The sequence below is a fragment of the Shewanella sp. SM95 genome, from assembly GCF_025653595.1.
Classification (GTDB): Bacteria; Pseudomonadota; Gammaproteobacteria; order Enterobacterales; family Shewanellaceae; genus Shewanella; species Shewanella oncorhynchi.
The window spans coordinates 1-18,464 of record NZ_JAKKSE010000039.1 but is presented as its reverse complement, the minus strand read 5'-3'; the positions used below and the strand labels follow the sequence as shown (position 1 = coordinate 18,464).

Genomic DNA, 18,464 nt, shown 5'->3' with positions numbered 1-18,464 from the left:
AAACGTTAATAATTAATCAACCAGCAAGTTGCTATGACAATTGATTTGATGATGAGACAGTCAGACTGATCTACTGAAAACCTTAGCTCGCCATAGGCTCATAATGAAGCCGCAAGGATGATAAGGACAGTAGAAGCAGATATCCATCAGGGCCAGAGGCATACCTCAATAACAGGCCGAATATATGGGTGCAATGAACTCTTCTCATAATCGCTATCGAATGTCTTGCAAACCGGATGGGTCCATATAAACCGGATGGGTCCATATATGGCGTGAATGCCATTTATGCAGGAGCAATAAAGGGCCTTGCCTAAAGTGCGTTACATTCCCGCTGAATCCTGCATCTTCAGGTTGTTTGGGTATATAATATGGGCCTATGTTGGCTTGGGTGTTGATACGTTAAATGGATATATTTTCTGCTGCGGTAATGTTGTTTCTGATCATGGACCCTTTGGGGAATTTGCCGATTTTCGCGTCGATTCTGCGGCATATCGATCCCAAGAAACGTCGTAAGGTACTGATCCGCGAATTACTTTTCGCCTTAGTGATCATGCTGTCTTTTCTTTATGCGGGTGAAGCCATTTTAAGTTTCTTAAATCTTCGTTCCGAATCTGTGAGTATTGCAGGCGGTATTATTCTGTTTTTGATCGCGATTAAGATGATCTTCCCCCAACCCGGTGGTGTCGTTGGATTAGCCGCGGGAGAAGAGCCTTTTATCGTGCCTATGGCTATTCCCTTGATGGCTGGCCCATCGATTCTTGCAGCCTTGATTTTACTGGCGCATACCGATAGCTCACGTATGGGCGATTGGACCATAGCGTTAGTGTCAGCTTGGGGGGCGAGTGCGGTGATCTTAATGTTTTATAAACTTTTCACCCGTGTGCTGGGGGAAAAGGGGCTCACAGCGGTCGAGCGTTTGATGGGTATGGTGCTGGTCATGATCTCAGTACAAATGTTCCTCGACGGTATTTCAAACTATCTGAAAACCGCTGGCTAACTTTATCTAGTTTGATCAAAACGAAACCGTATTAACGTTGTTAATGCGGTTTTTTTATGGCAGAGATTTGGCTTGGAATTGAGTCAGCACAGAGGTTTGCTGAATGTTTGCTGACAAAAGTGCAAATCTTACCTGCGAACAGGTGTATCAAGTTGTTACTGAGGTGCAGTGCTGCTAATGTCGAAAACTCTGTCTCTATCACTTGAAGACGGATAAACCCTGAGTAGGTTACTCATTAAAGGTAATTTGTCTTAATACAAAGAGACACTAGTCTTAATAAATAGAATGGCGTTGGCTGTTACAGAAGGATGTTAAAAATGCGAAGTACAAAAGGCGTAACAGCGTTTGGACTGATGTTGGCATTGATTAGCGGCGCGAGTATTGCAGCTCCGAATCATACGCCTGCAGATGCGGGTGTGATTAATAAAGATCGAATTTTATATTGGTTGATTAAGCGTGGCGAAGTGGCCGCCGATGCCAGTGATAGCGTAAAGCAGGAGGCGATAGAAGCTTATATTCATCGCGCCACTTTGGCACAACCTAAAGCGCCGCGCATCGAAGTTGAAGCTGAACATGCGCGTCTACAAAGAGCTAAATCATCGCAAATGATGCGCTCACCTGCACAGCGTTTACAGGCCGATGCGGATGTAAAGAAAACCGTTAAAGTGCTCACAGTATTAGTGGATTTTGCTGATCTAAAACATGATGACAATGGCTTAAAAGCGGGGGATACAGACATGTATTACCCGAGTTATCCTGCGTCCCACTACAAGGAATTACTCTTTTCGCCTACGGGCTTCAAAGGTCCACAGGGGCAGACGTTAGATTCGGGGTATCAATATTATCAAGCGGTTTCTGGGCAAACCTTCTCCTTTACTGGGGATGTGAAGGGCTGGTATACCGCCTCGCAAAATGCTGAATACTATGGTGCTAATGATCCAGATACCCGTAGTGATTCACAGGTCGAACAATTGGTAAAAGAAGCCGTATCTCAAGCTGTTGCAAATATGTCTGAAGCAGAGCTGGCTAGCTATGATATTGAAGATCAGAATGATTTGAACAATAACGGTATTTACGATGAGCCCGATGGCATTATCGACCATGTGATGATTTTCCACTCTAGCGTAGGCGAAGAGGTCGGCGGCGGAAAACTAGGATCGAGTGCGATATGGTCGCATCGATATTATGTCGACCAAGCAACCAATGGTTATGCGCTTCCTGGTACGAACAAAAAAGTATTCGGTTATACAATCCAGCCTATCGATGCGGCAACGGGCGTGTGTACCCACGAGTTTGGCCATGATTTAGGTCTGCCTGATGAATATGATACCACTGAAAATGATAATAAAGACGGCTCGCCTGTGGGGCTATGGTCTTTAATGTCTGGTGGTAGTTGGGCTGGTGCTATTCCTGGCGCTCAGCCGAGTGGTTTTAGTCCTTATGCTCGATCTTATCTACAGAAAAGATACAAAGGTAAGTGGTTAAATGAACGTGAAATTTCCTTAGATAGCATTCCCAAATCAGGCATGGAAGTGACGTTGAATGAGGCGGTTAATCATCAGGCGGTTAATCAGATCTCTATTCCACTTCCTCCAACGCTAATTCCTTTTAAAACACCTTATCAGGGCAGTTATCAGTACTATTCTGGTCAAGGGAATATGCTGAATAACAGTATGATTTTTAATGTTAAATTACCTGCCGTAACCACAGATAAACTGATTCTGAGTATGAAGGCTCGTTGGAGTATTGAACTTGACTTTGACTACATGCAGGTGAAAGTGGATGGTGTGGCCATTGCAGGTAATTACACTAAGTCGAACAATGGGATAAATGGCGCTCGTCATATTATTACTGGCGAGTCGTCTGCGGATGGTAGCGATGCTTGGGTAACATTAGAATATGATTTAACCGCATATGCTGGAAAATCTGTTGCTGTCGAGATCAACTATGTCACCGATGATTTAACCTCTAAGTCAGGGATCACTATTGATAACATCAGTGTTAAACAAAATACCACTGAGTTATATGGTGATAACGCTGAAGTTGCGGATAAAATGACGCTTTATGGCTATAGCCGGATTAAGGATTCTCGTCCGGATCCAAAATCCCAGTCTCGTTATATTATTCAGCTGCGTAGCCATAATGGTGTCGATGCAGGTTTGAAAGCAAAAAGCTTTGATCCCGGAGTTTTACTCTGGTTAGAAGATTTAGGTTTCAGAGACAATAACGTTTCAAACCATGCTGGCCATGGCTTGATTGGCGTGATTGATGCTGACCAAAACATGATTGGCACTCGCTCTACCGACGTACAAATTCGTGATGCGGCCTTTAGTACAGTAAATCAAACCTTCTATTTTGAGGACAATCATCGCGATGCTGTCAGCCTGTTCGATGACAGTTTTGATTACAGCGCGCCACTACAGCCACAGTCAGGTATGGTGTTGCAGCAGCTAGGGTTGACAATGCAGGTACTATCTCAAGCCAGCAACAATGGTACTGCGGTTATTCGTCTTGCGAATGCGAACTCTGATGCTATAGCGCCGTTAACTGTCAGTTTTGGTAAGACAGTTAGTCAATTAGCGGTGAACTTCACCAGTAACGTTGATGGTGGTATGGGAGTATTAACCTACGCTTGGGATTTTGGTGATGGCACGACAAGCACTGTCACGGCGCCAACCCATACCTATGCGAAGGCTGGCACTTATACAGTGACACTTACGGTTATCGATGCGCAAAATACTAAGGCGATTAGCAGTTCGACGGTAACGGTTGTTGCACCTGTTACGCCTCCAGTAACTCCGCCGGCCAGTGAGAGTTCAGGTGGCGGCAGCTTAGGTTGGTTAAGCCTTGCTTTCCTTAGCTTATTGACTTGGCGCCGCCAGTTAAATGTGCACTAAGTTAAATGTGCACTAAGTTGATTGTTTGAAACACGAACAAAAATGCCTCTGATCTAGAGGCATTTTTTTATCTGTCTTGAGCCTAAATTCTGACTAAGCTTTGGATGAAGTCTAAAGTTTACAACTGACGGATAGCTTGTTCGGCCGCAGGCAGAAAGATTTCACTGACGATCATTTCATGCTCACCGTGATGGAAATAGCGGCGGCGTCCCCAGAGTGCATGTTTGACACTTTGATCTAAACTTTCAGCTAAGTGGGCAAGACGACTACAGGTTTCGAAACTGGCAACTTCGATTCTACCGGGGATGAAGTTATCTTGGCTAAACAGTAATTCACCTAAGGGGCGAGTACCCAAACTAAGGAAATCCATTTTGCGCTCGGCCATTAATTTTTCAGGGATCAAGGTTCTGGCAAATACCCAAGGTATCGAGTCGAGGCAAAGCAAGACTTCACGGATCCATACAGCACCTTGCTGGGGATATTCGCCCTCTAATGGAGCATGCAGTCCTTCGCCTAGTATCTTTACTTCAAATTGAGCACAGCAAGTTTTGAGTTTTTGCGTTAGGCTGCCAGTGGCAAGCAACCATTCTTTCAAGGGCGATTTGGGGAGTTTGTCGGCTAGATCGGCTGAAAACCACTGAATAGATTCACCATAGGGAAAGCTTAAGCTAGTCACATTCATTAAATACTCGTTACAATATAAACAAACGTCGGCAGTCTAGCATGTCGCGACGCGAGCATATATACCCAAGCTACTTCCAGATACGGACACTGCATCTTCAGGTTGTTTGGGTATATACCCAAGCTACTTCCAGATACGGATACTGCATCTTCAGGTTGTTTGGCTATATAGATTGGGAAGTTTCTTCCATTACCATTATTGTTTTAGGGAGCCGTAAGTCGCTATGAAAAAATTACTCTCAGTCTGTCTTATCCTGTTTACAAGTGTTTTCAGTGTTTATGCGGCCGATGAAAAAGAAGCTGCACCTGCAGCAGCAACCCCACCGACGGGTGAGTATGCCTACTATGGTTTCGAACCCGAAATTGTCACTAACTACATTTCGAATCGCAAGAAATTGGGTTTTGTGAAGATTAGCGTTGAGTTAATGGTAAAGAGTCCAGATGATCTAGTGACAATTGAGCTCCATAATCCATTATTGCGAGCCGCAATTGTTGAAGTGTTAGGCAATCAATCGGAAGAGAAGATTAAGTCACTCACGGGTCGTGAAGAGATTCGTCGTGAGTGCTTTGAAATGGTCAACAATTTGATCACCAAAGAAGCTGGCAAACCCTTGATCGTAAACTTATTGTTCACCTCTTATCTGTACGATTAATTTACTGCCCCATTCCATGGGCTGACTCAGGTCGGCCCATTGCGTTACAAGAGCTATTATGTCAAAACCTGCCGTGAAACCCGTCCAATTAGTGACTGCGAAACGCCTAACGAGTACAGCCAACATTGGTCATGCAAAAACTAAAGCACCAAAGCAGGCTAGAACTGAGGTGAAAGGCAAAGCCAAGTCGGTCAAAAACAGGTCCAGTGCTGAGATTAAAAAAGCTTTACATCCTCGAAATGTACACTTGAACGGCTATGATTTTCCGGCGCTGATGAGTTCATTCCCTAAGCTAAAAGCCTTTGTTCGACCCACGCCTTATGGGGCTTTATCAGTCGATTTTTCCGATCCGTTAGCGGTTAAGATGCTTAATGCGGCGCTACTGAAACATCATTATGGGATTGAATCTTGGGATATTCCTGATGGAGCGTTATGTCCTCCTATTCCAGGTCGAGTCGATTATTTACATTATTTAGCAGACCTTCTAGCCGAAGGCGATGATGTATTTGCTTTGGATAAAACTAGGGTATTAGATATCGGCACTGGCGCGAACGGTATTTATCCCATATTGGGTTGCCAAGTATACGGTTGGCAATTTGTCGCCTCGGATATTAATGCCCATTCACTCAGTAATGTGCAGAGTATTATTGAGAAAAACCCAGTGCTGCAAGGGCAGATAAGTTTACGATTACAGCCAAATGACAAGGCGGTCTTCAAGGGAATCATTCAAGCCGGAGAACGTTTTGCGTTAACCCTGTGCAATCCGCCATTTCATGCCTCTATGGCTGAGGCGAGCGAAGGTACAAAGCGTAAGGTGAATAATCTGCAGCTCAATCGGGGTGGCTTGGTAAAGGTTGCACCTAAGCTGAATTTCGGCGGTCAAGCGGCTGAGCTTTGGTGCCAAGGCGGTGAACGACAGTTTTTAGCGACTATGATCCGTGAGAGTCAAATGTTTGCAGATCAATGCTTATGGTTTACCAGTCTAGTGTCGAAGAAGGAAAACCTGAAACCTTGTTATCAAGCCTTAGCGCAGTTGAAAGTCGATACTGTGAAAACGATTGAGATGCAGCAGGGTAATAAAATTACGCGGGTTTTAGCGTGGAGCTTCCAGTCAGCAGCTAAGCGCAAAATCTGGCGCGGTGAACACTTAGCCCGTTAAGACTTTTGAGTATGACCCAATTAAGTACTGCTAACAAAACAGGCGCTAATGGCGCCTGTTTTTATTAAAAGTAAAAATAGCCACTGTTACTGCTACTGCGGCTTTTCTTCCTTATGATCGCGACGGAATAACGCCCACTCTTCAATTGCTTCACCGCTGGGTAAGGTGCAGATCCCATGTTCACCTTCAGCGGTTTTCTCAATTGTTAAGTTGCCACCAATGGAGACACAATACTCAGAGGCGGGATTGGCTATTTTTACTTGTTCAGTATCACTGCATCCGACTAATACCACACTCGCCAGAAGTGGAGCAGTAACAAGCAGGAATTTGATTTTCATAGACACTCCTTGGTGAGTTATTTTCGCCCTAAAATCCGCAGGATCCGTAGGAACAAGTTGATGATATCCATATACAAAGCGGCGGCGCTATCGATGGCATTATCTATGGTTTTAGGGATTTGATTCGCTCGTCCCCAGTCATAACCAATATAACCGCAGAAAATCAGCACGACTATCCAATCTAAAATGCCGTGGTGAGTATTAAAGATAAACACTTCAATCAGTTCGACGACGATAACGAGCAATAAAGCAATCGTGAGTGCGCCGGAAATTTTTTGGAAAAAGGCGGGGAAGAGTGTGCCTAAACACATCATGGCTATGGTCACTAGCCCTGTGATACGAATGGCTTCGGTCACCAATTCGGGATCGTATTGACTGACCACCATATTGATAATTAAGCCGAAGGGCACGACTACAAAGTTGTAGCCAATAAAACTGACAACGGGATTAGTCGATTTTTGGAACAGATAAATCCCAAAGAAACAGGAGGCGAAATAGCCGATAAAGAAAATCCAAGGATTAACACTGGCAATCGCCTCTGGGTCGATATTGGTGACCATCCAATAGTTAACTGCAAAACCCCAAATCAGCGTGAGGCCGATAACGAGGTTGTAAATACCTGCGCCAACTATGGGGTCGTCTGTGGTCATGCGGTCAAATACACTGTTTTCCGAATCCATATGTTTTCCTTATGATTTCCTTATTTTAACGGGCCATTAAGCGTCATCAGTGTTGAGCTATATGACGGCAAATTAAGCGGTGGCAATTAAGCTAGTGTAAATAAAGCCGTTTTTCAAGCGAGAACAACCTAAGCCCCTTTAGTGCCACAAACACTGCAGTTGGCTTGTTTCGGTAACTTCATCTCGCGAAACTCCATCGTCATCGCATCGATCATCAAAATGCGTCCTGCTAAGGTTTTACCCATGCCAGTGATCACCTTGATAGCTTCAACCGCCTGCAAACAACCTATCATACCGACCACTGGTGCTAGGATACCCGATTCAACGCAGCTCAGTTGTTGCTCGCCAAATAGGGCGCTAAAGCAATGATAACAAGGCGTTTCGCTGTGATAATCGAACACAGTGACCATGCCTTCCATCCGAATTGCCGCGGCAGACACTAAGGGCACTTTATGCTTAAAACAGCTGAGATTAAGTTGCTCGCGCACACTGACATTATCGGTGCAGTCGAGCACTAGATTGTGATCGGCGACTAGGGCGTCAATCTCATGATCATCTAATACTGCATTGATAATGTTGATCTTAATAAAGGGATTGAGCTGCATGAGGCTCTGTTTAGCCGATTCGACTTTAGGCTGGCCGACATTGGCATCTTGATGCAGCACTTGGCGCTGCAAGTTGGATAATTCAACTGTATCAAAATCGACCAGTGTCAGTTCACCAATACCCGCAACCGTGAGGTACTGGCTGGCGGCACAGCCCAAACCGCCAGCGCCTATCATGAGCACTTTGGCTTGTTTTAAGCGTTCTTGACCGTCGATATCCATAGCCTTGATGGATATTTGGCGGCTGTATCTTAAGAGTTCGCTGTCGCTGAGAATATCTTTTGGCACATTCATTGGGATTTTCCTAGCAAAGCACGCTGTTAAATGGCTCGACAGTCACTTGGGTGCCAGCGGGAGTATCACCTTGGAATTGCTCCAATAAAACGAAACAGTTTGCTAAGCTCATCGAAGTCAACATGCCAGAACCTTGGCTACCAGTAATGGCAACTTCAAGTTTACCTTGTGCATTACGGCTTAAAACGCCCCGTTGATATTCGACGCGGCCCGGTTGTTTACGTACAGGCGTGGTGAGCGTAGCGTCTAACATCAAAGGTGCAACTGGGGTTAAGCCCTGCATCTTGTTCAGTATTGGCCAAACGAGTTTGTAAAACGTCACCATAGAAGATACGGGATTCCCCGGTAAACCACAGAATATTGCTTTGCCGATACGGCCCATGGCAAAGGGCTTGCCTGGTTTGATGGCGAGTTTCCAGAAGGTAATTTTGCCTTCCTCATCAAGAATTTGTTTGGTGAAATCTGCTTCACCGACCGACACGCCACCCGAGGTTAATACCATGTCGGCTTGGCTGGCAGCATGGCGAAATGCCTGACGTATGGCTTCAGGATCATCGGCTATTACGCCTAAATCGAGCCATTCCACGTTAGCGCGGCTGAGTAAACCTTGGATCGAGTAACGGTTTGAATCGTAAATTTGTCCTAGGGCTAATTCGCTGCCAACGGGACGCAGTTCATCGCCAGTGGAGAAAAAGGCCACTTTAAGCTGACGATAAACTCGCACTTGGCTAACACCAATAGTGGCCAACACCCCGAGTTCGGCAGCACCAATTTGAATGCCAGCACTGAGCACTTTAGTGCCTTGGGTGAGTTCTTCACCGCGGCAACGCACATTGGCGCCTTGTGCCCTAGGATGGCGGATATGAATAATCTCACCTTCAACCTCGGCTTCTTCCTGCATTTGCACTGTGTCATAACCTGTAGGCACAGGCGCGCCTGTCATGATCCGTACGCAGGTATTAGGTTTGGCTTCACCTTTAAAACCATGGCCGGCGAAGGAACTGCCGATAAGGCGTAATGCGGTCTGATTGGTTTGCGTATTTAAGTCGACAAAACGGAAGGCGTAGCCGTCCATAGAGGAGTTGTTAAAGGGCGGCAGGTCGATGCAGGAAGCTAAATCTTCTGCTAGGACGCGGCCAAGGGCATGGGGAAGCAATACGACTTCGGTGTCTGACACTGGGCTAACTTGCTCGAGCAAAAGGGGAATAGCTTGATCTGGATGCATTAAGCTAGGTTGCGAACAAGGATCGGCTGTTACGGACATTAGGGTCTGCCTTATATGCAATGGGTCGTAATGACGCTGAATGAATTTCCACCTGATTATGACTGGCTATTATGCCACGGTGATCTGGGATGGCTATGATTTGCATGTGAGTTTCTGTGATAGGGCAGTCAGTTTTTTCTGCCACTTTGGGCGATAACCTCGCTAGAAGTCACACAATTTACTGCGCTAATTCGAGGGTTGAACGCGAGTCGATGAACAAATGAAAATCATTTTTATCAATGAATCATTAACTTAGCAAGAAATCCAAAGGTAAATTTTGTTGCTTTTGTCGACCCCCTTGATGACAATGTCCCCCATGATTCAGTTCGAATGCAAAAGAGGATTTACTATGCTGTCTGCAACTATGATCGAAAAGTTGAATGAACAAATTAATATGGAGTTCTTCTCCTCAAATTTATACCTGCAAATGAGTGCGTGGTGTGAAGATCAGGGATTTGAAGGCGCAGCTAAGTTTATGCGTGAGCACGCGGATGAAGAAATGGGCCATATGCGTCGTCTGTTCACGTATGTGAGTGAAACCGGTGGCTTACCTTTGTTAGGTGCGATTGCGGCGCCACAGTCACAGTTCGATTCTTTACTGGCGTTGTTTGAATTAACCTATGAGCATGAGCAGCTTATTACCCGTCAGATCAATGCCTTGGCCCATGCCGCATTTTCGAATCAAGATTACTCAACCTTTAACTTCTTACAATGGTATGTCGCTGAGCAGCATGAAGAAGAAAAGCTGTTTAAGTCGATTGTCGATAAGATACGTTTAGTGGGCGAAGATGGTAAGGCACTGTTCTTTATTGATAAAGATTTAGCTAAGCTAGCCTCTAAGGGTGGCGAAAGCATAATGAACGGCCAAGGCCAACCACAGGCTTAAGTCCGTTTTATTTGCCACAAAAAAGCAGCCTAGGCTGCTTTTTTGTTCTTTATCGTTTTATTTTTTATAAGCTTAGATATTCACGCATTTATCTTGATAGCCATCATTCAACAGTGCTGTGTGCTTGATGCGTAGCAAGGGAGTGATTTCATTGAAGGGGAGCGGTTTGGAGATCAAATACCCTTGAGCGAAGTGACAACCTAAATCTCGTAGGAAGTGCCACTGTGCTTCGGTTTCTATGCCTTCAGCAACTAACTCCATTTCTAGGCTTTGCCCCATCATGACAATCGCTTTGACTAAGTTGGCGTTCGAGTTATTTTCGAGGGCATTTTCCACAAAGCTGCGGTCGATTTTAATCACTGAAATCGGGAATTTTTTCAGATAACTCAGGGAAGAATAACCCGTACCAAAGTCATCGATATAGATTTGCGAGCCTAAATGACGAATAGACTCGAGCGTGCTCAAGCAATGGCTGGCATCGCCCATCAGCATGCTTTCAGTGATCTCAATATGCACATTTCGTGGGTTAACGTGGTGGCGGTTGAAGCACTCTTGCAACACTTGGTCGAATCCCATGCCGCGTGTATTGATACATTGGCGGCTGGAAACATTAATCGCGACATTGATATTTAAGCCACTTTTCTGCCATTGTCTCAGATCATGCATGGCTTGGTTGAGCACCCATTCGCCCATAGGCTCTATCAATCCGGTTTCTTCGGCTAATGGGATAAATTGATCCGGCGGGATCAACCCAAGCTCGGGGTCTTGCCAGCGGATAAGGGCTTCGACGCTGCAGACACTTCCGGTTTGCATATCCACGATAGGTTGATAATGCAGGGCAAATTCATTTTGTGCCACGGCACGGCGTAGACGTTGTTCTAACTCCATCCGGGCGAACATGGCTTGATTCATACCCGCGGTGAAGTATTTAAAATTGTTCCGCCCTGCATCTTTGGCTTGATACATGGCGGTTTCGGTATTGCGGGTGAGTGAGCTGACATCGAGGCCATCTTCGGGATAGACGCCGATACCAAAGCTGGCTGAAATCTGGATCTCGCGGTCATTTAAGTTAAATGGCATACCTAAGGTTTCAATGATTCGGGTTGCCATGTGTTCGATGGCGAGTTCGTTAGTCAGTCGTGGCAAGATAAGCACAAACTCGTCGCCACCGATACGTGCGATAAAATCGGTTCTCCCCGCAATGCCTTCTAAGCGCTTTGCGACATCTTTAAGTAATAAGTCGCCAGTGGCATGGCCTTGTACATCATTGATATATTTGAATTGATCCAAATCAATCAGCAAGATAGCCAGCTTGCGAGAGTCATGCTGCGCCACATGGATTTCGTGCTGCAGTCGTTCATTGAACAGCTTACGATTAGGCAGTCCAGTTAATCCATCGAAGTTGGCCTGATACCAAAGATCCTGCTCATATTGCTTTCGCTTACTGATATCCATAAATAAACCAATATGTTGGATTATTTTACCTTGCTCATTTCGCACCACAGTAATCGCTAGATACTCGGGATATACTTGGCCATCTTTGCGTTTATTCCAAACTTCACCCTCCCATTTCCCTTCTTTTTGTAGTGACTCCCACATGGCGGTGTAAAAGTGCTTAGGATGACGGCTAGAGCTGAGTAGGGAGGGACTGCGGCCTTTTACTTCTTCCAATGAATAGCCCGTAATGTGGCAAAACGCGGGGTTGACCAGTTCAATATGGTTGTCGGCATCTGTCACCATTATGCCTTCGGCAGAATAGTCAAACACAGCTGCGGCACGGCTTAGGGCATGGTTTGCTTTTTGCCGTTCGCTAATCATACGGTTCATGGCACGGGCCATGCGAGCGAGTTCATCTGTGCCTGAGACTTGGATATTAATATTGAGCTGTGGATCTGCTGCCATTTGCTGCATGTCATTGGCAATCTTAGTGATCTTATCCATAAAATTGCGGATGATCTTTTGTCCAAGCCAAAGTGTGATGGTCGCGGTGAACAAAGCCGAGAACAAGTATAAGCCGAGTAAGATTAAGGTGTGGTTTTGTTGATATTCGCTCTGCTGCGCCATGTTCTTGGTGATATTTTGCGCCAGCAAATGTAGTTGATTGATACGCTGAGTGGTGAGATCCCACCACTCCTGGCTATCAATTGGATGTGGCGGCATTAATAGTTGGCTCATCGCTTGGCTTAATTTGTCCTCACTGGCTGGGACTTGCGCGATGGCTTTGATCTCCATCATCGGCAAACCTTGCTGCTTCAGTTGCTGCAACTTGACCATGCTGAACTGGTATTGATTTATGCTGTCCTCAATGGTTTTCAGCGCCACCTTAAATTCGGGTAGAGAACGAGTCTCGTGACTGAGTTCATCCAAATTAAGCTGAATCGTCGCAAGTGCTGCATTAAATTTTTGCAGTGAAATCTCATCGCCCTTAAGCAAATAGTCCTGAAAACTGCCCATTAAGCCACCGTAACCTAAGTAGGCATTAATATTTTGTGCCAGAGCGCTAATGCGAGTTTGTTGTTCAATTTGCTTGCTGATTTGCAGAATGCGTTGATTTTCTGGCGAATCTTGTAGGTTTTGCAGTAAGGACCTTCTATCGGAAATTGATGCATTACTCGCGTGCATCACGGCTCGCTCATATTCATACATAAAGGAGATTATGGTGCGGTAATCATTAATATTGAGTGATTTGCTGAGCAGTAATTGATTGATGGCACTTCGTTCTTTTACGGCCAACTCCTGCACCATAAGTAGGTTCAATAGATCGGTATAGGCACGGGACTGACTGATTTCATTGGTTTGTAACTGTAATAACTGAATGAGCTGCAAAAGCTGAGTGTGGAATTGATTATAGAGTTCCGTAAACTGACTCAGTGTTTCGTCTGTGTGGTTTTGGTGAACGTTAGCGAGCTTGTGGCCAGTGAGTTTGAGCGCATCCAACAATGCGTTCATTTTGTTTGCTTCAATACTTTTAGGGTCGAGCGCCTCCAGAAGATGCTCTAAAGGCTCACCGTTCAATAACGCATTGAGTGCTTTTGATCTAGTCGCTTGTTGCTGTAATAGCACTTCATCGGTTGGTCGCTGATTTGTACTTAGACCATATTCGTTTTGCAACTGATAGAGTAGCTCTGTGATTTGTACCGTTGTTTGTACCGCAAGATGATTGTGCTTGGCCGAGTGTGATTCCTTTATTAAGTCATGCATGCGCGTCAGAATGAAAAAGCTCATCATTAATAATGGGACTAACGAAAACAGAATGAGCTTTTGCTTCAAACTGAGATGGTGTAGCGCTGACGGCATTAAAGATCACTCCACTCGTTCGCCTAGGCAGAAAAAGAAAATTCAACGTAATAACGTTGAATCCGAGTTACAAATAGGACTAGGCACAGGGTGAGGATATTTAACATAGGCAGCCAGCTACCGCGACCTTTAGTTTATGGATATCTAATCTAGGTCACGAAATTAAGCAAATTGTTATATATCATGCTAAGAGACTATTTTTATTAACCTATTTTGCACCTATCAAACAAGCATTTGCTTTGTCTGTGATGTGAAGCAGTATTTCATCATTCGAAAGAATGACTTGTTTAACTTTACCTTTCATCGGTTTTTTAGTGCATTAGGTGGAACGCGATTGTTAACGGTAAATCTACTTAAATAAAAAGGACGTTTGCGGCAGCTAAACGTCCTTCTATTTAAATCAATGCCCTAGATTCAGGCGATTGGCGTGTTATCTAGCCGACATTGGCCAGCAATGATTTGCGATAAACGACAATATCTTCAATCGTTAATACGGGTATATTGTGCTGCGCCCCGAAGGCAATAATTTCGGGCAAACGCGCCATAGTGCCATCGGTGTTAGTGACTTCACACAATACGCCAGCGGCTTTTAAACCCGCGAGTTGCATTAAATCAATAGTGCCTTCAGTGTGACCACGGCGGGTCAATACCCCACCCGGTTGGGCGCGAAGTGGATACACATGGCCAGGACGAGCGAGATCACTTGGCTTAGCGCCATCGGCAATCGCCGCTTTAATGGTGGTCACGCGATCGGCGGCAGAAACCCCTGTAGTCACACCGACTTTAGCTTCAATACTCACAGTAAACGCCGTGCCGTATTGGCTCGAGTTGTTTTCCACCATAGGGGGTAACTCTAGGGCTTTGACTTTTGCATCGGGTAAACACAGGCAAACAATACCGCTACATTCACGGATGAGCATGGCCATTTGAGCGTTCGTCAGTGTCTCGGCAGCGAAAATTAAATCGCCTTCGTTTTCTCTATCTTCGTCATCGACAACTAACACACCTTGGCCTTGACGCAGGGCATTAAGACCCGCTTCAACGCGTTCGATAGCAGTACCAAAAGGAGCAAGTAAAGACTGATTCATGGTTAATATCCTTAAATAAACGACATTGGAATATCCAGAATCAGGGCGTGCAGAAATACAACGTAATCAAACCAAAAGGCTCGATTTTGCTGTAGCAATATCACTTCACTTGGGGTGAAGTTATTGCAAAACATGAGGCTAACACTGCAATACATAAGTGCGTTGCACTTAAATACCGCAAGGTGTTGTCTTACATTCTCTTCCATCCGGACTCAGCACTGTCGCCATTGAAGCAAACAGTCCATTACCGTCGGCTCTGGAATAGTCAGTTTTGCACTAGGCAAAATCTAAGGCACCAGATCTGCTGACCCCGAAAGTGATTTCGGGCGCTCGCGGGCTTTGGGTGTCGCTCAGCAAAATAATCACTTAGTCGTTACCCATTTACCGCCGGTGGGGAGTTTCACCCCGCCCTGAGAATTTGCTTTTGAGCCATTTGCGCTCAAAAACGCGGTTATGTTGCTCTTATTTACCGCGAATGGCAACTTCTCACGTTCAATGTTTGCGCTAGTGCACACCTGACCACTATCATACTGAACACATAAGCTAATTGACTTGCCGTCGCATTCTTCGACGGTCGTTATGGACGTCACAAGGACGTATAAATGCGCTCTCTGCTACTCACTTTAGGTATTGTTATGCTGTTATCCGCTTGTTCGACCTCCAAAGGGCAAGTACCCGCCCCGGTTGCTGAAAAAATTCCCCATGTGATGACTTTACATGGCGTAACACGTACCGATGATTACTATTGGCTGCGTGATGATGAGCGCAAAGATCCTAAAGTGTTGGCCTATCTCAACGCTGAGAATCGCTATACCGCTGCTTATTTCAAACCATTAAAGCCGCTGCAAGATGGTCTTTATAAAGAGTTAACCGAGCGTTTAGTCGCCGATGAGTCGAGCGTGCCGTACCAATGGCATCAGCACAGCTACTATCACAGATACCAAGAGGGCAGCGAATATCCGCTGATCAGCCGTAAGGGCGCCGATGGTGTTGAGCAAGTGATGCTCGACGTTAACGAGCGAGCTAAGGGCCATGAGTTTTATGGTTTAGGCGGCGCCAGTGTCAGCCCAGATGAAACCATGTTGGCCTTTGGCGAAGACGTCCTCAGCCGCCGTGTATATCACATCTATTTTAAAGACTTGGCTTCGGGCGACATGATCACCGACGTGCTTGAAAATACCGAAGGTCGCGTAGTGTGGGCGAACGACAACAAGCATGTGTTCTATATCGCCAAAGATCTAAAAACCTTGCTGGGCTATCAAGTGTATCGCCACGAGCTGGGCACTAAGCAATCGAGCGATGTCTTAGTGTATGAAGAACAAGACGATTCATTTTATATTTCACTTGGTAAAACCTTAGATGAGTCGCAAATTGTGTTGTTCCAAGAAAGCACCACGACCAGCGAAGTGTCGGTGCTCGATGCCAAAGATCCTCTGGGTTTATTCAAGCCAGTATTAGCGCGGGAAGAAGGCCACGAATACAGTGTGTCTAAGCTGGGTGATACTTATTACATTCTCACCAACTGGCAGGCGACTAACTTCCGTTTGATGAAAGTCGCCATTAAAGATGCAGCGGACAAATCTAAGTGGCAAGAAGTGGTTGCGCATAATCCCAATGCCCGTATCGAAGACGAGTTGGTGCTCAAGGATTATCTGATTATTCAGACCCGTGAAAATGGCCTAACGCGGATTAAAGTGATGCCGCTCAATGGTCAAAAGCCCTTCGAGTTGAGCTTTGATGAGCCTGCTTATGTGATGGGTTTAGAGATTAATTCCCAGCAAGACAGCAATAAGTTACGCATTTTCTACTCCAGCCTAACGACGCCAGAAGCCGTATACGAATATTCGCTGGTGAATCCCGATAGACGTGATTTATTAAAACAAGATCAAGTCTTAGGCGGCTTCGATGCCAGCCAGTATCGTGCCGAACGGATATTTGTGACGGCCCGCGATGGTGCAAAAGTGCCCGTCTCTTTGGTGTATCGTAAAGATAAATTCAAGAAAGATGGTACTAACCCTCTGTATCAATACGGTTATGGATCTTACGGTTACACAGTAGAACCCGATTTTTCTTCATCTGTTATTAGTTTGCTCGACCGCGGTTTTGTGTATGCCATTGCCCATGTACGCGGCTCAGAAATGCTCGGCCGTCCTTGGTATGACAATGGTAAGCTGTTGAATAAGCAGAATACCTTCAATGATTTTATTGACGTAACAACGGCATTAACGGCGCAAGGTTATGGCGACAAAAACAAGATCGTCGCTTCTGGTGGCAGCGCGGGTGGTTTGCTAATGGGCGCGATTGCTAACCAAGCTCCGGATAAGTATTTCGCCCTTGCAGCCCATGTACCTTTTGTTGATGTGGTGACGACTATGCTGGACGAGTCGATTCCGTTGACGACCAATGAGTATGACGAGTGGGGCAATCCGAACGAGAAAACCTATTTCGATTACATGCTGAGTTACTCGCCCTACGACAATGTCACCGAGCAAGAATACCCACACATGCTAGTGACGACAGGTTTGCATGATTCCCAAGTGCAGTATTTTGAACCCGCCAAGTGGGTCGCTAAACTGCGCGATGTACAGAATAAGTGGTACAAGATGGATGATAAGGTGTTGTTATTCAATGTGGATATGGAAGCTGGCCACGGCGGTAAGAGTGGTCGCTATCGCCAATACCAAGACACAGCCCAAGAATATGCCTTCTTCTTGAGTCTGTTAGGTATGGCGAAGTAGGTCATTCGCAAGTGACTGGATCAGCCGTCAACCTAGGCAATACTGACAGAGGCGCTTTACAGCAACATGAGTCACTGGTGGCAGACACACTTGCTCCAGTGACTAGCGCTGTCGCTACGACAGAAGATGCGCTGAATCCCGTACCATTAAATCCTGCACCTCTGAAGCCTACACCCATAAAATCAGCATCCCTCTGGTATTTGTATCTAGTCCGCTGCGCCAACGGGCATTTATACACAGGTGTCACCACAGATGTCACACGACGCTTTAGCGAGCATCAGTCGGGTGGCATCAAATCCGCTAAGTATCTGCGCGGTAAAGGTCCATTAACGCTGATGTATCAAGAAAAAGTCGGCACTCGCAGCGATGCCCTAAAGCGTGAAATCGCGGTTAAAAAACTGAGTCGTGCTCAGAAATTGGCGTTGATCGAATCTGTACTCAGATGACACTGAACTCTGACATCATTCAGATCTTATTGTTTTCAGGCAAAAGCTAAATCAACGTCGTGGGGCTTGACCCCACACCCGACCAAGGAGGACTGCTCGTCCTATCCTCCTTGGATTCTCCAAGACGCCCCTGACGGAGTTGGAAGCCCCTTGTGCTCATCGACAAATTTGCTATCGCTTCCGAAGGATGCATCCCTGCACCTGCGAAAGCTAGCTCGCCATATATGGACCCATCCGGTTTGCAAGACATTCGATAGCGATTATGAGAAGAGTTCATTGCACCCATATATTCGGCCTGTTATTGAGGTATGCCTCTGGCCCTGATGGATATCTGCTTCTACTGTCCTTATCATCCTTGCGGCTTCATTATGAGCCTATGGCGAGCTAAGGTTTTCAGTAGATCAGTCTGACTGTCTCATCATCAAATCAATTGTCATAGCA

General features: G+C 45.7%; 14 protein-coding genes and 1 riboswitch. Of the genes, 7 read left to right on the top strand and 7 right to left on the bottom strand.

The features are described 5' to 3' along the window. Positions 1-403 precede the first annotated feature (403 nt). The gene (locus L5M29_RS22945; protein WP_011848195.1) at positions 404-997 is read left to right on the top strand and encodes a YhgN family NAAT transporter; all 594 of its coding nucleotides are present in this window, start codon (positions 404-406) and stop codon (positions 995-997) included. Positions 998-1,314: 317 nt separating this feature from the next. Continuing rightward, positions 1,315-3,894 carry an immune inhibitor A domain-containing protein gene (locus tag L5M29_RS22940; protein ID WP_263170262.1) on the top strand — a complete coding sequence of 860 codons (2,580 nt, stop codon included), beginning with the start codon at positions 1,315-1,317 and terminating at the stop codon, positions 3,892-3,894. Between the two features lie 118 nt (positions 3,895-4,012). Here the strand turns inward: L5M29_RS22940 and L5M29_RS22935 are convergent, their stop codons facing one another. After that, positions 4,013-4,576, bottom strand: a complete 564-nt coding sequence (locus L5M29_RS22935; RefSeq protein WP_263170261.1) for a chorismate--pyruvate lyase family protein — start codon at positions 4,574-4,576, stop codon at positions 4,013-4,015. Between the two features lie 223 nt (positions 4,577-4,799). Between L5M29_RS22935 and L5M29_RS22930 the strand changes: the two genes are divergently transcribed. Both L5M29_RS22930 and rlmF read left to right on the top strand, forming a co-directional pair. Beyond that, complete coding sequence (locus tag L5M29_RS22930; RefSeq protein ID WP_105250969.1) at positions 4,800-5,228, top strand: flagellar basal body-associated protein FliL; 429 nt, start codon at positions 4,800-4,802, stop codon at positions 5,226-5,228. Between the two features lie 58 nt (positions 5,229-5,286). Beyond that, entirely contained in the window at positions 5,287-6,387 is a 1,101-nt protein-coding gene (gene rlmF, locus L5M29_RS22925; protein WP_263170259.1) for a 23S rRNA (adenine(1618)-N(6))-methyltransferase RlmF, read from the top strand. A 92-nt stretch (positions 6,388-6,479) separates the two neighbouring features. On the opposite strand, the gene L5M29_RS22920 is transcribed toward rlmF, so the two are convergent. The 4 genes from L5M29_RS22920 to glp all read right to left on the bottom strand — a co-directional run bounded on the left by L5M29_RS22920 (position 6,480) and on the right by glp (position 9,568). Further along, on the bottom strand, positions 6,480-6,725 hold the full coding sequence (locus tag L5M29_RS22920; protein ID WP_263170257.1) for a DUF333 domain-containing protein: 246 nt from the start codon (positions 6,723-6,725) through the stop codon (positions 6,480-6,482). 17 nt (positions 6,726-6,742) lie between these two features. Beyond that, a complete protein-coding gene (locus L5M29_RS22915; RefSeq protein ID WP_168826929.1) occupies positions 6,743-7,405 on the bottom strand; it encodes a Bax inhibitor-1 family protein in 663 nt (220 codons plus the stop codon). 128 nt (positions 7,406-7,533) lie between these two features. Continuing rightward, positions 7,534-8,304 (bottom strand): molybdopterin-synthase adenylyltransferase MoeB, encoded by a 771-nt coding sequence (moeB, locus tag L5M29_RS22910; protein ID WP_263170254.1) that lies wholly within the window; start codon positions 8,302-8,304, stop codon positions 7,534-7,536. Between the two features lie 10 nt (positions 8,305-8,314). Next, positions 8,315-9,568 (bottom strand): gephyrin-like molybdotransferase Glp, encoded by a 1,254-nt coding sequence (glp, locus tag L5M29_RS22905; protein ID WP_168826933.1) that lies wholly within the window; start codon positions 9,566-9,568, stop codon positions 8,315-8,317. A gap of 349 nt (positions 9,569-9,917) precedes the next feature. Between glp and ftnA the strand changes: the two genes are divergently transcribed. Continuing rightward, the gene (ftnA, locus tag L5M29_RS22900) at positions 9,918-10,454 is read left to right on the top strand and encodes a non-heme ferritin (protein WP_105250975.1); all 537 of its coding nucleotides are present in this window, start codon (positions 9,918-9,920) and stop codon (positions 10,452-10,454) included. 72 nt (positions 10,455-10,526) lie between these two features. On the opposite strand, the gene L5M29_RS22895 is transcribed toward ftnA, so the two are convergent. After that, a complete protein-coding gene (locus tag L5M29_RS22895; RefSeq protein WP_263170252.1) occupies positions 10,527-13,751 on the bottom strand; it encodes an EAL domain-containing protein in 3,225 nt (1,074 codons plus the stop codon). A 434-nt stretch (positions 13,752-14,185) separates the two neighbouring features. Then, complete coding sequence (ribB, locus tag L5M29_RS22890) at positions 14,186-14,839, bottom strand: 3,4-dihydroxy-2-butanone-4-phosphate synthase (protein ID WP_105250977.1); 654 nt, start codon at positions 14,837-14,839, stop codon at positions 14,186-14,188. Positions 14,840-15,029: 190 nt separating this feature from the next. Beyond that, positions 15,030-15,261, bottom strand: a riboswitch (FMN riboswitch). 180 nt (positions 15,262-15,441) lie between these two features. Here ribB and L5M29_RS22885 point away from each other — a divergent pair. Continuing rightward, positions 15,442-17,577 (top strand): S9 family peptidase, encoded by a 2,136-nt coding sequence (locus L5M29_RS22885; RefSeq protein WP_263170250.1) that lies wholly within the window; start codon positions 15,442-15,444, stop codon positions 17,575-17,577. A gap of 11 nt (positions 17,578-17,588) precedes the next feature. Continuing rightward, positions 17,589-18,023 (top strand): GIY-YIG nuclease family protein, encoded by a 435-nt coding sequence (locus tag L5M29_RS22880; RefSeq protein ID WP_263170248.1) that lies wholly within the window; start codon positions 17,589-17,591, stop codon positions 18,021-18,023. Positions 18,024-18,464 lie beyond the last annotated feature (441 nt).